This is a genomic window from Thalassotalea sp. 273M-4 (assembly GCF_041410465.1).
Lineage (GTDB): Bacteria > Pseudomonadota > Gammaproteobacteria > Enterobacterales > Alteromonadaceae > Thalassotalea_A > Thalassotalea_A aquiviva.
Genome location: NZ_CP166961.1, coordinates 664,392 through 689,347, shown reverse-complemented (window position 1 = coordinate 689,347; position 24,956 = coordinate 664,392). Strand labels below are relative to the sequence as shown.

Sequence of the window (24,956 nt, the reverse complement as noted above, 5' to 3'; positions counted from 1 at the left end):
GAACATCATGTCAGAGCAACCGACAAACGCTGACGTTATTGGAATTTTTGGGGGCACTTTTGACCCCATTCATCAAGGTCATATTCAACCCATTTTAGAAGTCGCTGCACAACTGCGTTTAAACAAGGTTTTTTTATTACCAGCCAACATTCCTCCACATAAAGGCACACCTTCGGCCAATAGTGAACAGCGTAAAGAAATGGTAGAAGAAGTCTGTTTACAATACCCCATCTTCGCTTTAGATGATCGAGAGTTAAGACGCAATAGTCCTTCGTATACCTTGCTCACGTTACAAGAATACAAAGCGCAATACCCCAATAGCACTTTACTGTTTTTTATTGGCACCGACTCGTTATTAACATTAGAGCGCTGGTATCAAGCTGAGAAGTTACTTGAGTTGTGCCATTTTGTCGTCACCACTCGCCCAGGTTATAACAGCGACCAGCTTAGCTCTGCTTTTTATCAAGGCCGACTTACTCGCAATAGAGACGATTTGTTCCACTTGCCAAATGGCAAAATATACCTTGCTCAAACCTCACAAATTGATATCTCTTCGACTGAAATTAGACAAAAGCTATATTCAAGCAACGAGGCCAACTTATTCGTCCCAGAACGGGTTTTTGATTATATAAAACGCAACAAGCTGTATGCTAAATGACTCGACTGTTGTAGAATAACAGGTTGTAAAAGCAATTTTATCCGTTAATTCTGCAGAGGAAAGCACACTTGCAAACTGAACAATTAGTTGAATTTGTACAAACAAAATTAGAAGACATCAAAGCCAGAGACATTGTCACCCTTGACGTGACAGATAAAGCCAGCTTTACCGATTGTATGATCATCTGCTCAGGTAATTCATCTCGTCACGTTCGCTCTATCGCCGAAAACATCAATACCGAAGCCAAAAAAGAAAACATTGAAATCCTTGGTATTGAAGGGGCCGACGTTGGTGAATGGGGTCTAATTGACTTGGGCGATGTGGTTGTTCATGTGATGACCGATGATATTCGCGATTTATATCAATTAGAAAAACTTTGGGCTTAAGAACACCTTATTATGCGTCTTACCCTAATTGCCGTCGGCAACAAAATGCCGAGTTGGATAGCCAAAGGTTTTGAAGAATATAGTCGACGTTTCCCAAGAGATTTAACCTTTGATTTAATTGAAATTACTCCAGGTAAACGGGGTAAGAATGCCGATATCGCTCGGATTCTCGAAAAAGAAGGCGAACAAACTCTGGCGGCTGTGCCTAAAGGCAACCGCATAGTGACCCTCGAGGTAGAGGGGAAACCTTGGACTACGCCACAATTGGCCGTTCAGCTCGAAAAATGGCAGATGGATGGCCGTGATGTGTCCTTATTGGTTGGCGGACCAGAAGGTCTAGCGCCAGCTTGTATTAAAGCATCGGAACAAAAGTGGTCTTTATCGCCTCTAACCTTACCACACCCAATGGTTCGTATTATGGTTGCAGAGAGTTTATACCGTGCTTGGAGTATTAATAATAACCATCCATATCACCGGGAGTAGTTTAAGGTGGTAAAAAAACGAGTCACCATACGTAATCACTCGGCGGAGGCAAATTTATTTGCTCGCAGAACCCTAATAACGTTTATTGGGGTAATTGCGATGATTTTGATTTTATTTAACAATGTTTACTACCTAGAGGTAGAATCATTTGAAAAATATCAGACCCGTTCGAACGAAAACCGAATAAAACTGTTACCCGTCGCCCCCAATCGGGGATTGATTTATGACCGCAATGGTGTCCTACTCGCCGAAAATAAACCGGTATATAGCCTTTCCATTATTCCTGAAGATGTTAAAGACATCGACAAAACGCTCACCGAGCTGAGTAAAATAATAGACATAACCGATGAGCAAATAGCGGATTTTCAAAAAACACGCCGTGAAACTCGCCGTTTTAAACCCATTGAATTGATCACTCGATTAAACGACGAGCAAGTCGCTCGTTTTTCTGTGAACCAACATTTATTTCCAGGGGTTTTTGTTGATGCACGCTTAAAACGATATTACCCGTTTGGTGATTTAACCACCCATTCTCTTGGTTATGTTGCAAAGATCAATCGTGACGATTTAATCAATATTGAAAGACAGGGAAACAGCGAAAACTACAAAGCCACGCGTGATATAGGTAAATTAGGGCTTGAAAAATACTATGAAGATATTTTACACGGCACCATTGGTTCACAAGAAGTTGAAGTAAATAATCAAGGTCGAATATTAAGAACGCTTGATTACACCCCAGCAAAACCAGGCAAAGATATCACCCTAACCCTAGATATTGAATTACAAATGATTGCCAAACGCGCGTTATCAGGTAAACGTGGCGCCGTTGTCGCAATCGACCCTCGTGATGGTGGCGTTTTAGCCTTGTATTCAAACCCAAGTTATGACGGTAATTTATTTGTTCACGGGATCTCTTCTACAAATTATAAAAAGCTGCAAAATAGCGATCGCCCGTTGATTAACCGGGCGACCAAAGGCACGTATCCGCCAGCGTCTACAATTAAGCCATTTTTAGGGCTTTTAGGGTTAGATGAGCACATTATTACCCCCTCAACCAAGCTTTGGGATCCCGGCTTTTTTAAATTAACAAATGGCACTCGTAAGTATCGTGACCATTTAAAATGGGGCCATGGCTGGGTTAACCTCGAAGAAGCAATCATGCGCTCTTGTAATACCTATTTTTATGATCTGGCTTATAAAGTCGGTATCGATAAAATTTCAGATTTAATGGCCTCATTTGGCTTTGGTGAATCAACCGGTATCGACATTTATGAAGAAAGCATTGGCGTTTTGCCAAGTCGAGGTTGGAAACGGGCCCGATATAATCAGCCTTGGTACCATGGTGATACCGTCAATATAGGTATCGGTCAAGGGTATTGGACCGTTACCCCGATGCAGCTTGCCCAAGCCACATCGATTTTAATTAACAAAGGGGAGGTCAAACAACCCCATTTATTGGCTGCCATGCATGAAAAAACGTACACCAGCGCCAGTACGGCGGTCAGTGAAAGCTATATTTTTGATGAAGTCATTACGCCATATCACGTTGTCGAAAAAAAACCGGTGCAACTGCAAAATAATAAGCATTGGAATACCATTTTAAAAGCCATGCATAAAACCGTGCGCAATCCTGCGGGTACTGGGTTTGGTGCGTTTAAGGATACCGATTACGATGCTGCCGGAAAGTCTGGTACAGGAGAGGTGGTTGGTCGAGCTCAAGATGCCGATTATGACGCCAGTAAAATTGCAGAAAGAAAACGTGATAATGCGATGTTTATTGCATTTGCCCCCTATGACAAGCCCGAAATAGTGGTCGCGGTAGCCATCGAAAACGTTGCTGTTGGTGGTGGTGGTTCAAATGCAGGTCCGGTCGCAAGGCAAATCATGGATCAGTATTTTGCTAACAGAAAACTTTTGAGCCAACAGTAAATTAGTATTAAGTGAGTAATTGAGCCATGCAGCACGGATCTTACGATCGAGCCAAACAAAAGACCATTTTTGAAACTCTGCACATCGACTGGCCCTTGTTGTCAGCGTTGTTGGTATTGATGACTTTAGGCCTGTTTGTTATTTACAGTGCTGGAGGTCAAGACATGGCGTTAGTCACGCGCCAAGTGATTCGTCTAGGCATAGGCCTAGTGGTGATGTTTGTTATTGCCCAAATTCCGCCGAGTTATTACCAACGCTGGGCGGTTTTTGGCTTTATTCTAGGCTTACTATTGCTGCTTGCGGTATTGCTATTTGGCCACGTTGGCAAAGGCGCTCAACGCTGGCTTGATTTAGGTTTTATGAAGTTTCAACCGTCTGAAATCATGAAGCTTGTGATGCCAATGACCATAGCCTGGTTTATCAGTCGTTACGACATGCCAACCCGGACCAAATATATCGTCTTTGCTTTTTGTATCGTGATGCTACCAACGTTAATGATCGCCAAACAACCCGATTTAGGTACCTCATTATTGGTGGCAAGTTCTGGTATCTTTGTGTTGTTTTTGGCTGGTGCCAGTTGGAAGTTAATTGGCGTTTCGGCCGCTCTTATCTCGGCCTTTATGCCCATATTATGGATGTTTTTGATGCGAGATTATCAAAAACAACGGGTATTGACCTTTTTAAATCCAGAAGAAGATCCGCTGGGCTCAGGCTATCATATTATTCAATCAAAAATAGCCATCGGCTCGGGTGGCATACATGGCAAAGGATGGTTACAAGGCACCCAATCGCAATTGGAGTTTTTACCAGAACGGCACACCGATTTTATTTTTGCGGTATTTAGCGAAGAGTTTGGTTTAATTGGGGTTATTGCGTTACTGTTGATTTACCTATTTATTGTGGGTCGCGGTCTTTGGATCTCAATTAAAGCGCAAGATGCGTTCACCAAATTGTTGGCTGGTAGCCTAACCTTGACCTTTTTTGTTTACGTTTTCGTAAATATTGGTATGGTATCAGGCATATTACCTGTGGTTGGTGTGCCCTTACCCTTGGTTAGTTATGGCGGCACATCGATGGTAACATTAATGGCCTCATTTGGGGTTATTATGGCCATTAGCACCCACAGACGAATGCTAAGGTAACCGATAGCGTTAAAGCGTTCGATGTTTTCGAGTTGATTATAATAATTTACGGCTAAAAAAATAATGAATAACAATACCCCATTCTCATTACGATCATCTTTAAAAACCTTGTGTGTGCTCTTTGTCTTAAGCCAAATGTTCGGTTGTACGACATCGCGCTATTCACAAACTCACGACAGTATTCCCAAGCGATTCCCCACATCAAGCGAATTGATTGAGCCTTTACCGAAACTCGAACCTAAAAGCCCTGGTGGCAATAAACCTTATCAAGTGTTTGGGGTTAATTATCAGGTTCTAGACTCGGCACAAAACTATCAAGAAACCGGCGTAGCGTCGTGGTATGGCCAAAAATTTCATGGCCACCTTACCTCAAATGGTGAAATCTACGATATGTATGGTTTTAGCGCGGCGCATAAATCTTTACCTCTACCCACCTATGTGCAGGTAACCAATTTAGACAACAACAAAAAAGTAATTGTTCGAGTCAACGATCGCGGTCCTTTTCATCAAGACCGATTAATAGATTTATCCTACAGTGCCGCTTACAAGTTGGGGATGCTAGAGCAAGGAACTGCGAGAGTGAAAGTCGAAGCTATAACCGCCTCCAACATTGCCCAATTTAAACACCTAAATAACAAGGGAACCGAAATAGATGCTCGTACTGTCGCGCTTGCTGCTCGCCAGTTAGAACCTATATCGGGTATTTCTAATATAAAACCATTAACGGCAAAAGAGGCGGTTAATACCAGCGCCAATCCAGCCAAATACATTCATGTGATAGTGACCAAAGATAGGCATTTAGCCCAAAGTACGGCTAAAGCATTACGCTTTTTAATGCCGGTACAAGTTAATTTAACTGAAAAAAATGAACTTTATCGCGTTCAATTAGGACCAATTGACAGCATGGATGAAACCGAAGTTCACTTAAACCACCTAAAAACTCAAGGCTATAGCGAAGCGTATCAGACCAGCGCTTTGAAGTGATTTTGTATCTGTGCAGTATAAAGGCAGAATTAGGTCTTATAATGCCAGAAAATGCTGATATAATGGACGGCAATTTTTTGCTCTAGTTCTAGCTCTTCGGGCTAATTTAGAGCGTATGTTCGATTAAAGTTCGTTCAACAAACCAATTTTTATAACTCTTTTTATAACACTAAGTATACAGGTAGAAGATGTCTCAATTTGCACGAAAAATGATCACTCTTACCGGTAGCCTCCTGATGGTAACTAGCTCTTTTGTTACCTTTGCTGCCACCTTAATTCCTTCTCCACCGCAAATTAATGCCGAAGGATACATATTAATGGATTACACCACTGGCAAGGTAATTGCCGAGGGTAATGCTGATGTGCAACTAGAACCCGCCAGTTTAACCAAAATGATGACCAGTTACATCATAGGCAAAGAAATCCAAGTCGGTAACATCAGTGAAGATGACCCAGTGATGATTTCGGAAAAAGCGTGGGCGAAAAACTTTCCTGACTCATCAAAAATGTTCATTGAAGTTGGCACCGAGGTACCGGTTAAGTTACTAAACCAAGGCATTATTGTTGCCTCAGGTAACGATGCTTGTGTCGCCATGGCAGAGCATATTGCCGGCAGTGAAAGTGCTTTTGCTGATTTAATGAACAACTACGCACAACAATTAGAAATGCACAGCAGTAATTTTCAAAATTCACATGGTTTAAGTGGTACCGAGCATTTTACTACCCCTCGCGATATGGCAACTTTAGCCCAAGCTTTGATCCGTGACGTACCTAATGAGTACAAGATTTATAAGCAAAAATCATTTACTTATAACAACATCAAACAATATAACCGCAACAGCCTATTATGGGACAAGAGCATGAATGTTGATGGCTTAAAAACCGGCCACCATTCAAAAGCAGGCTATAATTTAGTGACTAGTGCGACGAAAGATGGCATGCGTTTGATCAGTGTGGTGATGGGAGCAAAAAGCGAACAAGCTCGTAAGATCGAAAGCAAGAAGCTGTTAAATTATGGTTTTCGCTTTTTTGAAACCATTACCCCATATCAAGCTGGTGAAAGCTTTGCCACCAACCGTGTATGGATGGGTGATATTAAAGAAGTGGATTTAGGTATTTTAACCGATACCACCATCACCATTCCTCGTGGTCAGCGTAAAAACTTAGAAGCCAATTTCAAACTTGACCGTCAGTTAAAAGCCCCTATCAGCAAAGGTGAAGTTGTGGGTAAGGTGATGTTAGAACTTGATGGTGAAACCGTTGGTGAGTACCCGCTTGTCACCCTACAAGAAGTAAATGAAGGCAGCCTATTTAGCCGCTTAGTTGATTACGTAAAACTGCAGTTTTTATAATCGCTAGAGGGTCTTCTAGTCATATTAAAATGAACGACATTGTTTTTTTAAATGGCGAATATATCGCTAAAGATAACGCAAAAATCTCGGTCCTTGACCGAGGTTTTTTGTTTGCAGACGGTGTTTACGAAGTTATTCCTATTTACAACAAATGCCCATTTCGTCTTGAGCAACACCTCGAACGACTCGATTATTCTTTGTCGAGGCTTGAAATCAAGTCGCCCTATACCCATAACCAATGGCTAGAGATTATCACACAAGTGATAGCTAAAAATCAGGGCAGTAACCTGTCGATTTATATCCATGTCACCCGTGGCAAAGGTAGCAGCCGCAATCATGTCTTTGATGATGCAGCAGCCGCCACGGTTTTGGTTATGGCCAATGCGTTAAACGTCGCAGTTAAGTCAATAAAAACCTGTAAAGCCACGCTTTTAGAAGATATTCGTTGGCAGTTTTGTGATATAAAATCGATTGCCCTATTGGGTAATATTTTATTACGCAATCAAGCCGAAAGAGATGGCTTTGATGAAGCCATTTTGCATCGCCAGCAAATGGTCAGCGAAGGCAGCACAACCAATGTATTTATGGTCAAAGATGGCCAAATTTTCACTCCCATAGCAGATAGATTTATTTTAGGTGGGATCACCCGAGAATTAATCATTGAATTGGCTAACGAGCTTGGCCTGAAGGTGCATCAACAAGCGTGTAGTGTTGAGCAATTATTGCATGCGGATGAAGTATGGATTTCAAGTTCAACACGAGAAATTTCACCCGTTATACAAATTGATGATAAAATGATTGCTAAGGGCAAAATCGGTCCCATAGCGCAAGCACTGCACCTAAAGTTTCAGCAATTTAAGCAAACTTTAATCGCCTAAGTGCTTTATACAACCAAATCAAGAGAGCATTATGAAAACCAAATTCAATGAATTACTTGAATTTCCATGTGTATTAAATTTCAAAGTGATGGGCATTGCCTGTGACGAGCTACCCGATAAAGTCGTTGCCGTCCTTCAAGAAGACACTCCGGGTGATTACGCCCCTAGTATCAAACCGAGCAGTAAAGGTAACTACCACTCGGTGTCGGTTGCGGTTCGCGTAACAAGCCAAGAGCATATTGAGAAGCTTTATAAGGTCCTTGCTGAAATCGAAGAAGTACGTTACGTACTATAACGATTTATTTACAGCCAATAAGGCTAAAGTTCACGATAATATTGGATTTTAAATACCTCTAGCCCTTATAATGCGGCAAAAATAATCGCGGAAACAGACTTTGAAGCACCCACTTGTAATACGCCAGCTTGGGCTCATGGACTATGAGCAAGTTTGGCATGCCATGCAACACTTTACGGATACTCGAGACGACACTGTCGAAGACGAATTGTGGTTGGTAGAGCATCCTCCGGTATTTACCCAAGGACAAGCTGGTAAAGAAGAACATTTGTTGATGCCTGGCGACATCCCTGTGGTGAAAGTCGACCGAGGAGGTCAAGTTACCTACCATGGTCCTGGTCAGCAAGTTGTTTACTTTATGATTAACCTAAGGCGCCGAAAAATGGGGGTACGTGAGTTAGTAACCCTTATTGAAAACAGCATCATTGAGATGTTAGCTAAGTTTAACGTTACAGCGGCAGCTAAACCCGATGCTCCTGGGGTTTATGTTGATGGTAAAAAAGTAGCTTCTTTAGGTCTTCGCGTGCGTAAAGGGTGTTCATTTCATGGCTTGGCGCTCAATGTCGACATGGATATGGAACCATTTTTGCGAATTAATCCATGTGGTTACGCTGGACTAGAAATGGTACAAACAAAAACCCTAAATGGCCCAGTCACGGTATCGGAAGCTGGTGAGGCCTTAGTGACGGAATTAACAGAATTATTGAATGCTGAGAAAGTCAGTTATCAACAAGGTTTAAATTAGTAATGACAGACACTACTGTAAAAACAAAATCGACTCGAGTCGCTCCTGGCACCAAAATGCGTGATGCCGATAAAATGCAACACATTCCTATTAAGGTAGTCGCGAGTGAACGTGAAAGCATGTTACGCAAACCGAGTTGGTTAAAAATCAAATTACCTAGTTCAAGTGAAAACATCGACCATATTAAGCAGTCACTGCGCAAGCACAACTTGCACTCTGTATGTGAAGAGGCGTCTTGTCCTAACTTAGCGGAATGTTTTAACCACGGTACCGCTACCTTTATGATCTTAGGTGATATTTGTACTCGTCGTTGTCCGTTTTGTGATGTGGGTCATGGTCGTCCACTACCGGTAGATAAAGACGAACCAAAGAAACTGGCATTAACGCTTAAAGACATGCGCTTAAAGTACGTGGTTATTACCTCGGTTGACCGTGACGATTTACGTGACGGCGGTGCACAGCAATTCGTCGACTGTATTAACGAAATTGCCGAACACGCACCACACACCAAAGTAGAAATTTTAGTACCCGATTTTCGTGGTCGTATGGACCGAGCGTTAGACATTTTAAATTCGGCGCCACCACACGTATTTAACCACAACTTAGAAACCGCACCACGCCTTTACCAAAAAGCGCGTCCGGGTGCCAACTACCAATGGTCATTGGACTTGTTGAAAAAATTTGGTGAAGCCAACCCTGGTGTACCAACCAAGTCAGGCTTAATGGTGGGCTTAGGCGAAACCAACGAAGAAATTTTAGAAGTAATGCGCGACTTACGCGCCCATGGCGTAACCATGTTAACCATTGGTCAATACTTACAACCGTCTAAACACCACTTACCGGTTGAGCGTTATGTTCACCCAGATGAGTTTGAAATGTTTAAGCGTGAAGCGATAAAAATGGGCTTTGAACATGCCGCTTGTGGTCCATTAGTAAGAAGTTCTTACCACGCCGACAAACAAGCCCAAGGTGAAGAAGTTAAGTAAGCTTCCTTTGACGAATAAAGCCAGCCTAGCTGGCTTTTTTATTTTTGCGACTTACATACTAAGCTCTACGCCGGCCAATCCCTTGGCTTTGAATTTAGGCTTACAAATAAATAAGCGTTTACCTTTAATCCCCTTATCCAGCAAATAGCGTTTTACATTGTTCGCACGCTCTTCGGCTAACACATCTAATTTTCTTGCTACTTGCTCTGGTGTAAAGGACGTTTTAGTCTTTTTTTCATCGACCTTGTCTTGATTTTTCTCATCGCTATTTGTTGCTTCGGGCTCTGATATAGCCATTTTGTCTTGTTCATTAGTCATGCCGCACAACTGAATTTGCAATTGTTTTCTTTTTTGCAAAAGCTCTGCAAGCTTATCGGCATACTCTTGATGTTGCTCTGATAAATCTGCAGAATTAGGAGTAAAAGCCATCGGTTCAAAACGTACCGAAGACGCCTGTTCTAATAATATTTCCCCTGCAAATAGCACCGCCCCATAGGGCTGTAAGTAGTATTTTAGGAAGCTTAATGAACTCTTTTGCAGTACCGCAGATAAAGATGTTCTGATAATAGAGGCTAAGCCAACATCGGTTTTATTTAAGTTGCTCTTAATTGGCACATCCAGTTCGATTAAACCTTTGGAGTCTTCTAGCATGCTTATTGCCATGGGTAAAGGCAATGGCGAGCTGTTATTACCTTGCACTTTAACGGGGGTATTATTGAGTTTTACTCGTCTGATTTTGAGTTTGTTCTTCATATCTAAATTATTATTGTTCAGTTTCAGGTCAAACTTATGATCTAACTGGCCACTGGTAAATTCATAACCAATAACAGGCTCAGCAAACGCTGAAAGTTGAGCTAAAGAAACGCCATCTAAGCGCCCTTTCGCCTCTAAATTTAATGGTGATTTAAACAGCTGCGCTTTAGCACTGACTTCGATATTTGAGAACTGATCTAAGCGAGCATTTAACAGCACATTGCTATACGCTTCTGGTTCATTGGAGTAGACTGGCCCTAGATCAAGGTTATCGATTAATAGGTTTTGCTCAATGGGGTAGGGTTTATGCTCTTGTTTTAAGTGGATGAGGCTATTTTGCGCAATCAGCAACTGTTGCAACCGAACCTTAAATTCTGGACTTTGTTGCTGCTCAAGGTTTTTGTTTTGTACTATTTGACTGTCTTGCTGTTTTGCCTTTTCTTGCTCGTCATTTTTTTTCGTTGTCGCTTGTAGCGCAGCAAGTGTTTTTTGGTATCTATCGGTGCCTAACAATTTAGACTCTTGGTCTATGTGCATTTGCACCGCTAAACCGTTAATTTTTACATCACCCACCTCAAGCATATTATCGTTATGAATATACTCGAGCTTATTCACCGTTACCAATGGTGCCGTTAATTGCGATTTTTTAAATTCTTCCAAGTAGCCTAAATCGACATCCTGCATTGTTATTTTACTAAGGCTTAGCGCCAACATTTGGTTAAGCTCAAAATCGGTAATGTTTATATTTTGAGCACCAAAAAGCGGATAATCTTGTTGTTTATCTGATAGAGATAGATTGGTTAATGTTTTTTCTGCCTTGTAGTTAAAGTCCAAGGCTTGTTGATTTTGATTGCCACGAATCTTAAAACGATTGTCTAACTGCCCTAGTAACAGCTGTAAAGGGCCAAATTGAGCATCGACATTGTTTGCTTTTAAATCACCACTGGCTTCAAAGCTTAGCTGATCGTTTTGCTGGTTAGCAGCGACTGAAAAGGTATTATCCAATTGCGTAAGCAAGGTCACTGGGCCTTGAGTAAACTTGCTATCGGTAAGTTTTAAGTCACCCTCGGCTAAAATATCCCATTGCGTATTTTGCCACTTTGCCTTGATCTCAAAATTATTGTCTAATTGTGCTTGCAGCAAGCGAGATTGGCCAAAAGTAACATCAGCGTCATTCAGTTTAAAACCACCTTTTGCTTTAATCTCGAACAGGTCATTATTTTGCTCTACCGTAAGGTTAAAAGTATTGCTTAGCTTAGCTTGCAACCATTGCCACTGTTGATGATTTAATTGGGTGTTACTCAAATCAAAGTCACCATCACTGACCATGCTAAGTCGGCCCTTTTGTTGTTTGAGTTGAAGATTAAAATTATTTGTTAGCGTCGGTTGAACCAAATTCAGTAAATCCGAGTTGACGCTTGTGTCGCTATACTCTCCTCGCCCTTTCGCGAGCAGGCTAAGTTGGCCATTTTTGTAGTTGGCATTAAGTGACACGTTATTAACGGCTTTTGCCAGTTTCAAATCGATTTTTGCTAAACTTAATTGCGAATTAACAAGCGAAATATTACCTTTGACAGCTAAATCTAGTTGTTCAGAACGGATCCCTTTAACATCGATATCAAGGTTGGTGGCAAGCTTCGCCTGAAGACGATTTATTGACGCAGGCAAAAAACCTGAGAACTGACTGATATCAAGTCCGCGTATTTTAATATTGCCTTTAACATGTGGCGTACTCGCCAATGGCTGTGCGCTCAAGTCCATCTCAATATGCCCCTCCCCCAGTTTCGCGTCAAAGGCTAATTGAGCTTGTTTATCGTTCCATGTTGAAACCTGAGACAGTTCGAGCTGCTCTATAAAAAAGTCATTTTCATATTCAGGTAGTCTGATCCCAAGTTGAATGTTGTTTAACTTGAACAGCTCGACATCCAAGTTAGGTAATGAAAATGCCTCTTCTTCGTTTTCGCCTTCTTTAGCATTGGGATCAGATGTTATCGGGATCACAATTTCCAATTCACCCGATTTAGACAGCACAATGTTTAAGCGTAAATCCGATAAAGTGATCAACTCGGCGGTCATACCTTTGCTAAAAAGGCTCTGCCATTGATAGTCAAAATTTAATTGCCCAAGATGTAATTTTTCAACCTCATCTTGTTTCGCAACTAATTGATTTACTTGCAGTGTTCCCTTAAACACATTTAACTTAAGGTTTTCCATGCTAACGTTATTAAAGCCTTGCTTTTGCAAGGTATAAACGATGCCATACTTGAGCCCATAAGGGAGCAAGGCTAAGAGCAACAAAATAAACAGCAAAATTAACAATGTTTTTTTATAGCGCAACAGCAAGGATTTCATCTAAGGCAAATAAGGTTATTTAATTTATTTAAACTATAGACAACTGAGCAATAAAAGCGTCATCGGCTTTTACAATGAGCGGGGTTATCCGACGTTATTGGTCGGTATAAGGCAAGCTTGAGGATTAAAAAATAAAGAAAAAACTGGTCACATATGGCGACCAGTTTTAGCAGGCATTATTTAAATTTTTGGGGTTGGGCATTGCACATCACCATTTTGAGCGATATGGCGCATATAGTGATCCATTAAAGTAATGGCCATCATTGATTCGGCAATAGGCACGGCACGAATACCAACACAAGGGTCATGACGCCCTCGCGTAATAATATCGGCAGGCTCACCATCAAGATTAATGGTTTTACCACTAATGCCAATACTGGATGTAGGTTTTAAGGCGATATTGGCAATAATATCTTGGCCGGAGGAAATCCCACCTAACACACCACCAGCACTATTGGATAAAAAGCCTTCAGGGGTCATTTCATCACGATGCTCTGAACCTTTTTGGTTTACCACCGCAAAGCCATCACCAATCTCAACGCCTTTAACCGCATTAATGCTCATCAAAGAATGGGCTAGGTCAGCATCTAACCGATCAAACACTGGCTCTCCAAGCCCAACAGGAACGCCTTTGGCAACCACTTTAACCGCCGCACCAATTGAGTCTTTTTGCTTTAAAATGGATTTAATTAACGCTTCAAGTTGACCTACTTTGGCTTTATCGGGGAAAAAGAATGGGTTATTTTCAACTTCAGCCCAATCATAGTGCTCAGCAACCACATCACCAATTTGACTTACGCAGGCTTGAATTTCAATGCCAAGCTTTTGTTTTAAATATTTTTTAGCAATAGCGCCAGCGGCTACCCGCATCGCAGTTTCACGCGCAGATGAGCGACCACCACCGCGATAATCACGAATACCGTGTTTTTGCCAGTAGGTATAATCGGCATGACCAGGTCGAAACATTTGAGATATTTCGCCATAATCTTTTGAGCGCTGATCGGTATTCTCAATCATTAAACCAATGGGCGTCCCCGTGGTTTTCCCTTCAAATACCCCAGATAGTATCTTTACTTGATCAGGCTCTCTTCTTGCCGTGGTGAAGCGCGAGGTTCCTGGCCTACGACGGTCCAAATCCGTTTGTAAATCCGCTTCGCTTAACGTAATCCCTGGGGGACAACCATCGACGATCGCGCCTAATGCCACCCCATGGCTTTCACCAAATGTAGTAACCCGAAATAATGTACCTATCGTATTCCCTGCCATAACTTACTGCTTTACCCTCTGGTTAAAAATATCCTGATATTTATCTAATTGTTGTTTGGTGATACGAAAAACGCCGAACCCGCCCCGCTCAAAAGTCAGCCACTGAAAGTCAACTTCAGGGTATAACGCTTGTACATGGATCATCGAATTGCCGACTTCACAAATTAACACGCCATCGTTTGACAAGTGTGCGCTGGCCTCGGCTAAAATTCTGCGCACAATATCGAGACCGTCGTCACCGCAGCCCAACCCCATTTCGGGTTCATGATGAAATTCATCCGGCATATCACCAATATCTTCACTGTCAACATACGGTGGATTGGTGACAATAAGATCGTATTTAGTGCCCATTGCCGCAGAGAAAACATCGGATTGAATCGGCACGACACGATCACTAAGCTCATGATTGTGAATATTTATTTCGGCAACTTCGAGCGCATCTAACGATAAATCAAACGCATCCACATTAGCATCTTCAAAGGCATGAGCACAAGCAATAGCAATACACCCACTGCCGGTACATAAATCTAAGATATGTTGTGGCTTTGCTTGGAGAAGATTGGCAAATCGATTATCGATAAGCTCACCTATGGGCGATCGTGGCACCAATACTCTTTCATCAACATAAAAGGGTAAGCCACAAAAGTATGCTAAATTGGTTAAATAAGCCGATGGAATACGCTCATCGATACGACGTAACAGCAATTCAACTACCGCCTGTCTTTCACTTTTGGTTAATCTGGCATTGAGTAGGTTATCATCAAGATTGTTGGGTAGGTGTAATGCATGTAAGGTTAAGATTAACGCTTCATCCCACGCATTGGTGGTGCCATGCCCATAGAACAAATCTGCTTGATTAAATCGACTAAGGCCCCAACGTAGAAAATCACCAATGGTATGCAAGTCTTCGGTGACTTCGTCAATGTTTAACTCGAGCAAAATATTCTCCTGATTTAAATGCCTTTATGCTATTGCTCGGCATTTATATAACGTATTGATTAGTGGTGCGATGGCGACCACGATGAACTAGCCACTATAACAGTTTAGCTATCATTTGATGAAAAATTTAAGCCGTTTGTCAGTAAACGGCTATCTAAATCAATCGAATTTAAATTATACTTGATAACAATTTTCGGTAAAATACACTTTTATCGCGCATCAATATTTTAACCTCTGGTTTTACATCCATACTATGAAATTCAAAGACTTGTTAAACAGTGAAGAAAAACAGCTATTTAAGCAAGCTGTAGGCAAAGTAAAACCGATTATTCAAGATACTGTGCACCCAGAAACACTGGCAAATAAAAATCAAGTTAAACAGCGTAAAGAAAAACAGGTGTTTGAAAAACAGCAATTTTACTTTTCTGATCAATTTGAACCCAACCTAGAGCAACATGGGCCAATGAAGTATGTTCGAGAAGGCGTTGACAGCTTCGAAGTAAAGCTGTTGCGCCGTGGTGAATATTCACCTGAGCTTATCCTTGATTTACATGGGTTAAATCAACAAAAATCAAAACAAGAAATTGCCGCATTACTGGCTGCCTGCATTAAAGAACACGTTAATTGTGTTTGTATTATTCATGGTATTGGTAATCGAGTGTTAAAAAACAAAGTACCACATTGGTTAGTTCAACACCCAGATGTGATGGCATTTCACCAAGCGCCATTGGAATATGGTGGTGATGGGGCTTTGCTGGTTTTAGTTGATTTGAAAGACGATTTTTTCTGTAAATCGTAAAACCGTGTAGGCTAGTTTAAGCCGTTCTTAAGTTGCATAAGGCGATAAAACAACCTAGCAACTCAGTTTTATTGGCTAGATCTTGTGACTTTGCATACAACTGCTTTCGCCCTGACTGATTACTGGTGAGTCTTCAGGACATAAAAAGTCGACCAAGGAGCCATGCATGAGCTCTGGGTTGTAGTCTATTTGGGCTGTTCCGGCGGTTGGGTAGATAGGCATTTGATGGTCATGAGTAAGCACTGCGGTTAAGTAACTAACCAATGGCATATGAGATACCAATAACACGTTGATGGTCGGTTGTTCACTTAACAAACCATCAATAAAGTCATGAACTTGCGTTGCTTTACCGGCTGGGATCAATATATCTAAGGTGTCTCTTTCAACCGGATACGACAAGGCTTGTTCGAGCTCGTCGGCGCTCTGTTGCGCTCGTACATAGGGACTCACCAAGATTAAATCTATTTTTGCAGGTTGTGATTCGAGCCAATGAGCACAAATTTTGACTTCTTCAATACCGCTTTGGGTCAAGGGTCTGAGACTGTCGTTGGTGGCCACTTCACTAGCATCACCATGTCGCATGATAAATATATTCATTAAAAGTAAGCCGTTACAGGCATCTTGTCACTACAGATTAGGATATAGTAATACATTTTAAATTAATAACCTTTAATATATAAGCAATTGTTCAGAAAATTTACCTCTTTGGGTATATTATTGTTAAATAACGTATTAGTCTTTGGTTCATTGGCTGACCAATGCCGAACATTGATACCACCAAAAACCTTATCTGGAGCCTGATTTGATTCAAAGCCCGAACGACACCAAACAGTATCAGACTCTCACCCTTAATAACGGGTTACGGGTACTTTTGGTTCACAATCAAGAATCCAATCGCTCTGCTGCCGCCCTTACCGTCAACGTTGGTCACTTTGACGATCCACTAGACAGCCAAGGCTTGGCTCACTTTCTTGAACACATGCTGTTTTTAGGCACTGAAAAATACCCCGAAAGTGGCGAATATCAGCAATTTTTAAGTCAGCATAGTGGTACAAATAACGCTTGGACGGCAACCGAACATACCTGTTTTTACTTTGATATTAACCATCAACATTTGGAACCCGCCCTCGATCGCTTTAGCCAATTTTTTATTGCGCCATTATTATCCGAAGAATTTATTGACAAAGAACGCTTAAACGTTGATTCAGAATTTAAACTGAAATTAAAAGACGATATGCGCCGTATTTACGACGTACACAAAGAAACCATTAATCAGGCCCATCCCTTTAGTAAATTCTCGGTCGGGAGCAAGGAAACCTTGCGAGATAGTGACAATATAAGTCTGGCGCAAAAAGTCAGAGACTTTTTTTCCCAACAGTATTTAGCGAATCGAATGACCCTTTGCATCGAGGGACCTCAATCTTTAGCCACCCTTGAGCGCTTAGTGCAGGATAAGTTTGCTGCAATTAAAGCATCGATCACGCCCAAACCGGCGATCAGCCAACCGTTATATTTACCCGAGCATTTAACCAAAGAGCTGGTTATTCGCCCAGAGAAAAACGACCATAAACTCATCATCAGTTTTGCATTGCCAGGCATAGATCATGATTACATGTATAAGCCAATCAGTACCTTAGGCTATTTATTAGGGCACGAAAGCGAAGGCAGTATTTTATCTTATTTAAAAAAGCGTCAATGGGCGATGTCATTAACCGCAGCGGGTGGGATTAATGGCTCCAATTTTAAAGATTTTAATATCAGTATCCGATTAACTGAGGAAGGTGAAAAACATCACCAAGAAATCATCGAAGTCATTTTTGCCTACATCGAGTTAATTAAACTGTCGGGGCTAAAAGCGTGTTACTTTACTGAAAAGAAATCCATTTATGAGTTTTCATTTCATTATCAGGAGTCATTAAAACCAATCGACTCGGTAAATCAATTGTCGGTTAATATGCAGCATTACCCGCCAGAGGATTACATTTATGGTGATTACAAGATGCAGGCATTCAACCCTGATCTTTTGCGTCATTATTTGCACTATTTAAATCCAGACAATATGCGGATTATTTGCATCAACCAATGGCAAGATACCGACAGAACCAGTTATTGGTACAAAGTACCGTATAAAATATCTGACATTGCAACCGACAAATTAACGCGCTGGCGTCAACCTGCGAAATTTAATGAGCTTAAGTTACCGGAAAAAAATCCCTACATCGTCGAAAATCCAACGGTCGTTAGCCCAGAGCACGCAACTGACAAGCCCTATTTAATAAAAGAGGCTAGTGGGCTAAAAGTATGGTTTAAACAAGACAACTCGTTTTTTGTCCCTAAAGGGCAAATTTTTATTGGCATTGATTCACATATCATAGTGCAAAATAAAACCCACATTGCGATGGGAAGACTGTTTGTCGAATTGTTTACCGACTCGGTACAAGAACAAAACTACCACGCAGAGTTAGCAGGTATTCACTATCACCTATACCCGCATCAAGGTGGGATGACATTACAGCTTTCAGGCATTAATGAAAAACAGCCCTTGTTGCTAAAAGAATTACTGCAAAGTTTAAAAGATCACTCTCTGGCACAAGAACGCTTTGCTCTCTTTAAAAAACAATTAATTAAAAACTGGCGTAATGCCGACAAAAGCAAATCTATATCACAACTGTTTGCCAAGCTCAGCGCCCTGATGAAACCCTACAGCCCCAGTAGCACCGAGTTAGCCGATGCTTTAGAAACTGTTAAATTTGCTGAATTTATCCACTTTTGCGATCAATTTTTTCAGCATTTAACCATAGAATGTTTTATTTATGGCAATTGGGTGCAGCCACAAGCACAAGAAATGGCTAACCTTATCGAACAAGAATTGAAAGCGCATATCAATCAATCTACAGCGCTTAGCAGTACCATTATCGACTACCAACAACAAGGCAACGCCCTAGTTCCCATTCACTTGCCTGATCACGATTACGCCAGTGTCTTTTATTACCCGATGGTGGCTAACGATCCTTACACCATGGCCATTACGATGATCACCAGTCACTTAATTTCACCACAATTTTTTCACACCATGCGCACCGAAAAGCAGTTTGGTTATTTAGTTGGGGTTGGTTATGTGCCGATGAACAGATACCCAGGCATTGCTTTTTATATTCAATCTCCCGACACCACGGCCGATGCCTTATTTGCCACTATGGATGAATTTATTGCTAATTTTGACAGCACTACCACAGAAACTGAATGGCAAAACTTAAAATCAGGATTGATTGGTCAATTAACAGAAAAAGATACCAGCCCGCGAATTAAGAGCCAAAGATATTGGGTAAATATTTGCAATAAGGACTACGAGTTTAATCAAAAAGAACAAATTATAAAAACCATTGAGCAATTGTCACTTGTTGAAGTCGCTGATTTTGTTCAACAAGTCCTGCACCCTGAAAATAACCCAGATCGCATTTGTTTGGCTTCGGTTAAGCATCTCGATGAATTTGATTACTTGCCTGAACACGCCAATATTATTCAGTGTATTGAAGACTTTCACGCCAAAACCCCACTTAAACATTAATTAACCTAAAGGTTTTGTTTTCTCCCCTTTAAATTAACCAATAATTCCATTACTATCTTGTTTGATATTAAGAAATATTCGGCACACAAACTGAACTAAATCATCAGTTTAAAGGATGTATTTGTGCACCAAAGCAAATTAAAAAATAACAACAGTTGCTCCAACGCTTTTTTATACCTTTTTATTCCCTTGCTCTTCTCAACTTTGTCGGCTCCCGTCCATGCCAATATTGCGATAGTATCTGCAACAACACAAAATCTAACGCCGGTAAAACAGGTGGATTCTAGATCATCGATTAACACTTTAATCAGCCAGCTAAGCCCGACCCTTATGACATCGAATTTACAGATAACGACCGATACCAATAAGTATTCTGTCGTTACTTCAAATCAGCACATAAATAAGATGCCAACTGCTCACAGTTTCCCTCTGATGTCTTTGCAGCCATGGTGGCAATCAAACCCGGCATGGTTTCTCTATAGTTTTATGGCTTTGGCGTTCAGTTTCTATACGATTAAGCGTTTCAAACAGAGAAAATATTTAAATAAGCAATTAAACCAATCTATTGAACGAATAAAACTGGCGTTATCAGGCGCCAATGATGAAATTTGGGATTGGGATTTAACCACCAATATCATGTATCGCTGCCACAGCTGGGGAACATTAAACTTCAAGCAAGGCGTGCCTCTTATTGATAATCAAGATTGCATTCACCCACATGACTCGCCCAGATTGCTGCAACAATTGCAAAATCACAAACAAGGGCAAAGTGAGTATTACGAAGCCATTTATCGGGTAAAAAGCAAACAAGGTCATTGGCTTTGGGTGCTCGACCGAGGCAAGGTTGTCGAACGTGATAAAAACAACAACGCTCTTCGCATGTCAGGTACGTTAAAGGATATTAGCCAACTTAAACACAACGAACACAGTATGTCGCTGTTTGCGAGTTGCTTCACCCATATTTCTGCCGCGGTGGTGATATACGACACTGAATTTCAGGTCGTTGACTGTAATGCAGCGTTTGTCCAAATTACAGGGCAAAATCGTGCATCAACGGTTGGCAAACCGTGGGGATTTGAGTCTTGTCCAGAAGGCTTTTTTCAAAACCTAAAAAAGACCTTAACGAAAAATGGCTCTTGGCAAGGTGAAGTAACCGCTGAACGAGCCAATGGCTCTAGCTATATCATTGATTTAACAATAGATATCATTCGCAACGAGCAAGGCCAAATTTCACATTTTGTTGGTGTTTTTTCAGATGTTTCTAAACGCAAAGAAACCGAATCGGAACTCAGAAAATTAGCCCATTCAGACACCCTAACCGGCTTGTCAAATCGCTCATACTTTCAAGCCAATCAATCGCAACTCGTGGCGCAAGATATTGAGCATGCATTACTGGTTTTCGATTTAGATAATTTTAAAAAAATTAATGACTCTATAGGCCATCAAATTGGTGATGTACTGCTGTGTAAGGTCACTGAGCGAATCGCGCAATTAAGCAGCGTAAAAGACCGATGTTATCGTCTTGGTGGCGACGAATTTAGTTTAATCATTGAAGGCACCAATGACATTGATGAAATCACCAACATTGCCAAAGAAGTTTTAAATGTTATTGCCCAACCTTATTCCATTCGTGGCCAAGAGATTGCACTCACTTGCAGTATTGGCATTGTGCTTTTCCCTGAAGATGGAACCAACTCACATGAACTGCTAAAAAATGCCGATACCGCTATGTACCACGCCAAAGATATTGGTGGGGCTACCTATCAATTTTTTAATGATTCGATGAACAAACAAGCGGTCAAACGCTTACAAGTTGAGAATTTAATCCGGCATGGCCTTAAAGAAGATTTATTTTCGGTGTTTTACCAACCTAAAATTGATGTGCAAAAAGGCTGTATTTCAGGAATGGAAGCCTTAGTTCGTTTTGAAGCGGGTTACAAAGGCATAATTCGACCAGATATATTTATCCCGATTTCAGAGCAAACAGGCCAAATCATCAAAATTGGAGAAGTTGTTCTGCGCAAAGCTTGTCGCGCAACTAAGGCTTGGATTGACAGTGGCATCTTTGATGGTCGTATCGCGGTCAATCTGTCTGCGGTACAGTTTCGTCAACCCAATTTGGTGACTATGATCAACCAAATATTAGAGGAAACCGGATTACCCGCCAAACACTTAGAGCTTGAAATTACCGAAGGCACTGTTATGGACTCTCCTCAAGAGGCCATTAGAACCATGTTGGAATTACGAGAAATGGGCATCGCTTTGTCTTTAGATGATTTTGGTACAGGCTACTCATCCTTAGCTTACCTAAAACAATTCCCATTAAATACCCTAAAAATTGACAAAGCTTTTGTCGATGATATTGAATCGTCTGAAAGAGGTCGAAATATGGTTGCGATCATCGTCACCATTGCCCATAACCTTGGTATGGATGTGGTTGCAGAAGGGGTGGAAACCGAAGAACAGCTTGATTATTTAAGACGTTTAAATTGCGAACAATTACAAGGCTACTTGTACAGCAAACCGCTTAATGAACAGGATTTTGGCGATTATTTAGAATCTCAGCAAATCTGCAGTTTAGCTAATGTATAATTCAAAAAACAACGAGTAAAAGCTAAAATTGGGGGGCTTCAATATCATCAGAGCTGATGTAATAGCGCAATCTAAAGGGCTTTAGCAGCAGTTACTGTTAACGTTCTCTTTGTACTCGGCGTTTGGTGTTGGCTGAACCAAGGTTAATATTTTTCAGGTTAAAATCTAAGGTTTCCAAATAGCCCAATTTCCGCCAAATCGTTTATATACCTTCATTCGTTTTTCCATATTAAACAATGGCCAAATCAACGGTCCTAAAAACAAGCCAGCAACAGCCCACGCTTTGCGATTCATCCCCGAACAGAGTGCCTGACAATAGAAAAAAACACCAAAAAGCAGAGAAACCAGTAATAACAACATCAAGACACCTGAGCAATAAAGGCCAATTTGAGCAAAGTATATCAAATAGATTTTTTACTCTAAAGTAACATTTTGCTGTTTTTTGTACACTTTCAATATAACACCAGCGCTATTTAACTTTGCCTTCAATCTCATTAGCATGTAATTAGATAAGTGGTTGATTAACTCTCGCTTGGAACGAGGTTCTGACCGACACCAACTCTGTAAATAATCACCGTCATAGCTATAACAGGCATTGCGGCGCTAGTTTCTTAACTTCGGTTAATGGCACCAAACATTCATATAAAAAGGGCTATGAAAAACAAATTCATAGCCCTTTTTTTTCAGCATCAGATAATGCCTATTAATAGCGTTTTTAGTAGCACGTTGTTCCCGCATCCACCATATTAAGCAAGGCATCACATGGGGTAAAATGATCGCCGTATTTAGCTTGGTAAGTTTTTAACTTTTCAACCACTGTTTTGGGCCCTAAGGCGTCTAAATAACGGAATGGCCCGCCTAAAAACGGTGGGAATCCAATACCAAATACTGCGCCAATATCACCGTCTCTGGCATTTCGAATAATACCTTCATCGAGACAGCGGACCGCCTCATTGATCATCAAAAACACACAGCGCTCTGCAATTTCTGTCGATGATAAATGTGACTTCGCTTCAATATTAAGAAGTGTGTAAACAGACTCATCAACGTTTTTCCCATTGCCTTTTTTACCTTTATAAAGATAAAAGCCTTTGCCTGTTTTCTTCCCCTTACGGTTGTCTTCAATTAACGAGTTAAACGCTTCAGGGGCTTTAAAACGCTGCCCCAATTCGGCCTCTAAAATTGGACTTATTTTAGCACCGATATCAATACCAACCTCGTCTAATAGCTTGATTGGACCAACAGGAAAACCAAACTTAACCAGAGTTTTGTCAATTTGTTCAATCGGCTCTCCTTGAAGAAGAATATTTGCCGCTTCATTAACGTAGGGAGCCAAAATTCGGTTTACATAAAAACCCGCTTTATCTTTCACCACAATCGGTGTTTTGCCCTGACGTTTGGCAAAAGCTACCGTCGTAGAAATGGTCTGATCGGAGGTTTTCTCATGAGCGATAATTTCCGCTAATGGCATTTTATCCACTGGCGAGAAGTAGTGTAAACCAATCACATTTTCTGGCTTGTTGGCCTTTTCTGCGATTTGGCTAATTGGCAAAGAAGAAGTGTTACTGGCAAAAATAACCCCTTCCTTACAGTGCGTTTCTACATCATTAACCATTTGCTGTTTTAGACCTAAATCTTCAAACACAGCTTCGATCACCATATCGACGTCTTTAAAGCCACTGTAATCAATGCCTCCGGTGACCATATTCATTTGCTTTTGCATTGCGGATTTTTTAATAAATCGACGTTTTACTTTTTTATTTAGTAAATCAAAGCTGTACTTTAAAGCATTTGAAATCCCATCATGATTAATGTCTTTAATCCGCACTGGTGTTTTGGCATTATTCACCGAAACATAGGCAATACCACCGCCCATTAAACCACCACCTAGAACACCGATTTTGTTCACTTTGCATGGCGCAACACCTTCAACCCCAGATTCTTTTTTCATCGCCGTCGTAGCAAAGAATAAGTTACGCAGCTGTTCTGACTCGGGCGTCATCACTAATGCGCCAAAATGCGCGGCTTCGGTAGCCATACCTCTGGCCCGGCCTTGCTCTAAACCAGTCCGTATACTGTCGATGATTTTCAACGGCGCAGGATAATTCCCCTTCGTTTTAGCCAATACGGTTTTCGTTGCTTGTTGAAATACAAGCTTTCGTCCAAGCGAATTCGACTCCAGCACGCGCTCAACCATAGGACGCTTTTTAAGTGCAGTGTTTTTGCCTGTTTGCGCCATTTTAATCGCAACATCTAACAACACTGAGTTAGGCACCACATCGTTAACCAATCCGGCCTTTAACGCTTGCTTAGGTCTTAATTGCTTACCCGTTAACATCATATCTAATGATTTTTGTAAGCCAACCAATGCTGGTAACCTTTGGGTGCCACCACTACCGGGTAATAATCCAAGTTGCACCTCAGGCAAACCTAAAACGGTTTTCACAGAATCACTGCACACGCGCAGATGACATGCCATAGCTAATTCTAGGCCTCCACCTAAGCATGGGCCATTGATCGCAGCCACCACCGGAATCGGCATCTGTTCAATTTGTTCAAATATAATTTGTCCGCTAGCGGCAATAGCACTGGCTTCTTCAGCGCTATCACAGGCATCTAACATGCTAATGTCTGCCCCTGCGATAAATGAATTGTCTTTACCACTGTAAATCACCAGACCCGTAATGGACGGATCGGCTTGGATTTCTTTAAGTACACTGCTGACTTCATCGACAAACTCAGCTTTTAGTACATTCATCGTCTCATTGGCCACATCAATTTTAAGTGTCGCGATGCCATTATCATTTCGAGTCAGAGCAAAACTGCTTTGTTGGGTTTTATCGTTCATG

20 protein-coding genes are annotated in these 24,956 nt (G+C 41.3%); 14 read left to right on the top strand and 6 right to left on the bottom strand.

The window, feature by feature from the left end:
• The first annotated feature begins 7 nt into the window (after positions 1-7).
• From nadD to lipA, 11 genes are all read left to right on the top strand, one after another.
• The gene (gene nadD / locus ACAY00_RS03045) at positions 8-658 is read left to right on the top strand and encodes a nicotinate-nucleotide adenylyltransferase (protein WP_371377072.1); all 651 of its coding nucleotides are present in this window, start codon (positions 8-10) and stop codon (positions 656-658) included.
• A 68-nt stretch (positions 659-726) separates the two neighbouring features.
• The gene (rsfS, locus tag ACAY00_RS03040) at positions 727-1,044 is read left to right on the top strand and encodes a ribosome silencing factor (RefSeq protein ID WP_371377070.1); all 318 of its coding nucleotides are present in this window, start codon (positions 727-729) and stop codon (positions 1,042-1,044) included.
• Between the two features lie 12 nt (positions 1,045-1,056).
• Positions 1,057-1,527 (top strand): 23S rRNA (pseudouridine(1915)-N(3))-methyltransferase RlmH, encoded by a 471-nt coding sequence (gene rlmH, locus ACAY00_RS03035; protein WP_371377067.1) that lies wholly within the window; start codon positions 1,057-1,059, stop codon positions 1,525-1,527.
• Positions 1,528-1,533: 6 nt separating this feature from the next.
• Entirely contained in the window at positions 1,534-3,456 is a 1,923-nt protein-coding gene (gene mrdA, locus ACAY00_RS03030) for a penicillin-binding protein 2 (protein ID WP_371377065.1), read from the top strand.
• 26 nt (positions 3,457-3,482) lie between these two features.
• Positions 3,483-4,598 (top strand): rod shape-determining protein RodA, encoded by a 1,116-nt coding sequence (rodA, locus tag ACAY00_RS03025; protein ID WP_371377062.1) that lies wholly within the window; start codon positions 3,483-3,485, stop codon positions 4,596-4,598.
• 63 nt (positions 4,599-4,661) lie between these two features.
• Complete coding sequence (locus ACAY00_RS03020; RefSeq protein ID WP_371377059.1) at positions 4,662-5,582, top strand: septal ring lytic transglycosylase RlpA family protein; 921 nt, start codon at positions 4,662-4,664, stop codon at positions 5,580-5,582.
• Positions 5,583-5,770: 188 nt separating this feature from the next.
• Positions 5,771-6,934, top strand: a complete 1,164-nt coding sequence (locus tag ACAY00_RS03015; RefSeq protein WP_371377057.1) for a serine hydrolase — start codon at positions 5,771-5,773, stop codon at positions 6,932-6,934.
• A gap of 29 nt (positions 6,935-6,963) precedes the next feature.
• Positions 6,964-7,812 carry an aminotransferase class IV gene (locus tag ACAY00_RS03010; protein WP_371377054.1) on the top strand — a complete coding sequence of 283 codons (849 nt, stop codon included), beginning with the start codon at positions 6,964-6,966 and terminating at the stop codon, positions 7,810-7,812.
• Positions 7,813-7,840: 28 nt separating this feature from the next.
• Entirely contained in the window at positions 7,841-8,107 is a 267-nt protein-coding gene (gene ybeD / locus ACAY00_RS03005; RefSeq protein ID WP_371379519.1) for a DUF493 family protein YbeD, read from the top strand.
• Between the two features lie 136 nt (positions 8,108-8,243).
• Positions 8,244-8,852, top strand: a complete 609-nt coding sequence (gene lipB, locus ACAY00_RS03000; RefSeq protein ID WP_371379517.1) for a lipoyl(octanoyl) transferase LipB — start codon at positions 8,244-8,246, stop codon at positions 8,850-8,852.
• A gap of 2 nt (positions 8,853-8,854) precedes the next feature.
• Complete coding sequence (gene lipA, locus ACAY00_RS02995) at positions 8,855-9,838, top strand: lipoyl synthase (RefSeq protein WP_371377051.1); 984 nt, start codon at positions 8,855-8,857, stop codon at positions 9,836-9,838.
• Between the two features lie 51 nt (positions 9,839-9,889).
• Here the strand turns inward: lipA and ACAY00_RS02990 are convergent, their stop codons facing one another.
• From ACAY00_RS02990 to prmB, 3 genes are all read right to left on the bottom strand, one after another.
• Positions 9,890-12,943, bottom strand: coding sequence for a DUF748 domain-containing protein (locus ACAY00_RS02990; protein ID WP_371377049.1), 3,054 nt, complete (start codon positions 12,941-12,943; stop codon positions 9,890-9,892).
• A 180-nt stretch (positions 12,944-13,123) separates the two neighbouring features.
• Positions 13,124-14,209 (bottom strand): chorismate synthase, encoded by a 1,086-nt coding sequence (aroC, locus tag ACAY00_RS02985; RefSeq protein WP_371377047.1) that lies wholly within the window; start codon positions 14,207-14,209, stop codon positions 13,124-13,126.
• 3 nt (positions 14,210-14,212) lie between these two features.
• Positions 14,213-15,148: a 50S ribosomal protein L3 N(5)-glutamine methyltransferase gene (prmB, locus tag ACAY00_RS02980; protein WP_371377044.1), complete on the bottom strand. Its 936-nt coding sequence runs from the start codon at positions 15,146-15,148 to the stop codon at positions 14,213-14,215.
• Positions 15,149-15,401: 253 nt separating this feature from the next.
• Here prmB and smrB point away from each other — a divergent pair, with 253 nt between their 5' ends.
• On the top strand, positions 15,402-15,947 hold the full coding sequence (gene smrB, locus ACAY00_RS02975) for an endonuclease SmrB (RefSeq protein ID WP_371377041.1): 546 nt from the start codon (positions 15,402-15,404) through the stop codon (positions 15,945-15,947).
• A gap of 75 nt (positions 15,948-16,022) precedes the next feature.
• Here smrB and sixA read toward each other — a convergent pair whose 3' ends face one another.
• The gene (gene sixA, locus ACAY00_RS02970; RefSeq protein WP_371377038.1) at positions 16,023-16,544 is read right to left on the bottom strand and encodes a phosphohistidine phosphatase SixA; all 522 of its coding nucleotides are present in this window, start codon (positions 16,542-16,544) and stop codon (positions 16,023-16,025) included.
• A gap of 205 nt (positions 16,545-16,749) precedes the next feature.
• Here sixA and ACAY00_RS02965 point away from each other — a divergent pair, with 205 nt between their 5' ends.
• Positions 16,750-19,515, top strand: coding sequence for an insulinase family protein (locus tag ACAY00_RS02965; RefSeq protein WP_371377035.1), 2,766 nt, complete (start codon positions 16,750-16,752; stop codon positions 19,513-19,515).
• A 123-nt stretch (positions 19,516-19,638) separates the two neighbouring features.
• Positions 19,639-22,107, top strand: coding sequence for an EAL domain-containing protein (locus tag ACAY00_RS02960; RefSeq protein ID WP_371377032.1), 2,469 nt, complete (start codon positions 19,639-19,641; stop codon positions 22,105-22,107).
• Between the two features lie 165 nt (positions 22,108-22,272).
• Here the strand turns inward: ACAY00_RS02960 and ACAY00_RS02955 are convergent, their stop codons facing one another.
• Together ACAY00_RS02955 and fadJ are read right to left on the bottom strand one after the other, a co-directional pair.
• Positions 22,273-22,467: a hypothetical protein gene (locus ACAY00_RS02955; RefSeq protein WP_371377029.1), complete on the bottom strand. Its 195-nt coding sequence runs from the start codon at positions 22,465-22,467 to the stop codon at positions 22,273-22,275.
• A 355-nt stretch (positions 22,468-22,822) separates the two neighbouring features.
• Complete coding sequence (gene fadJ, locus ACAY00_RS02950) at positions 22,823-24,955, bottom strand: fatty acid oxidation complex subunit alpha FadJ (RefSeq protein ID WP_371377026.1); 2,133 nt, start codon at positions 24,953-24,955, stop codon at positions 22,823-22,825.
• Position 24,956 lies beyond the last annotated feature (1 nt).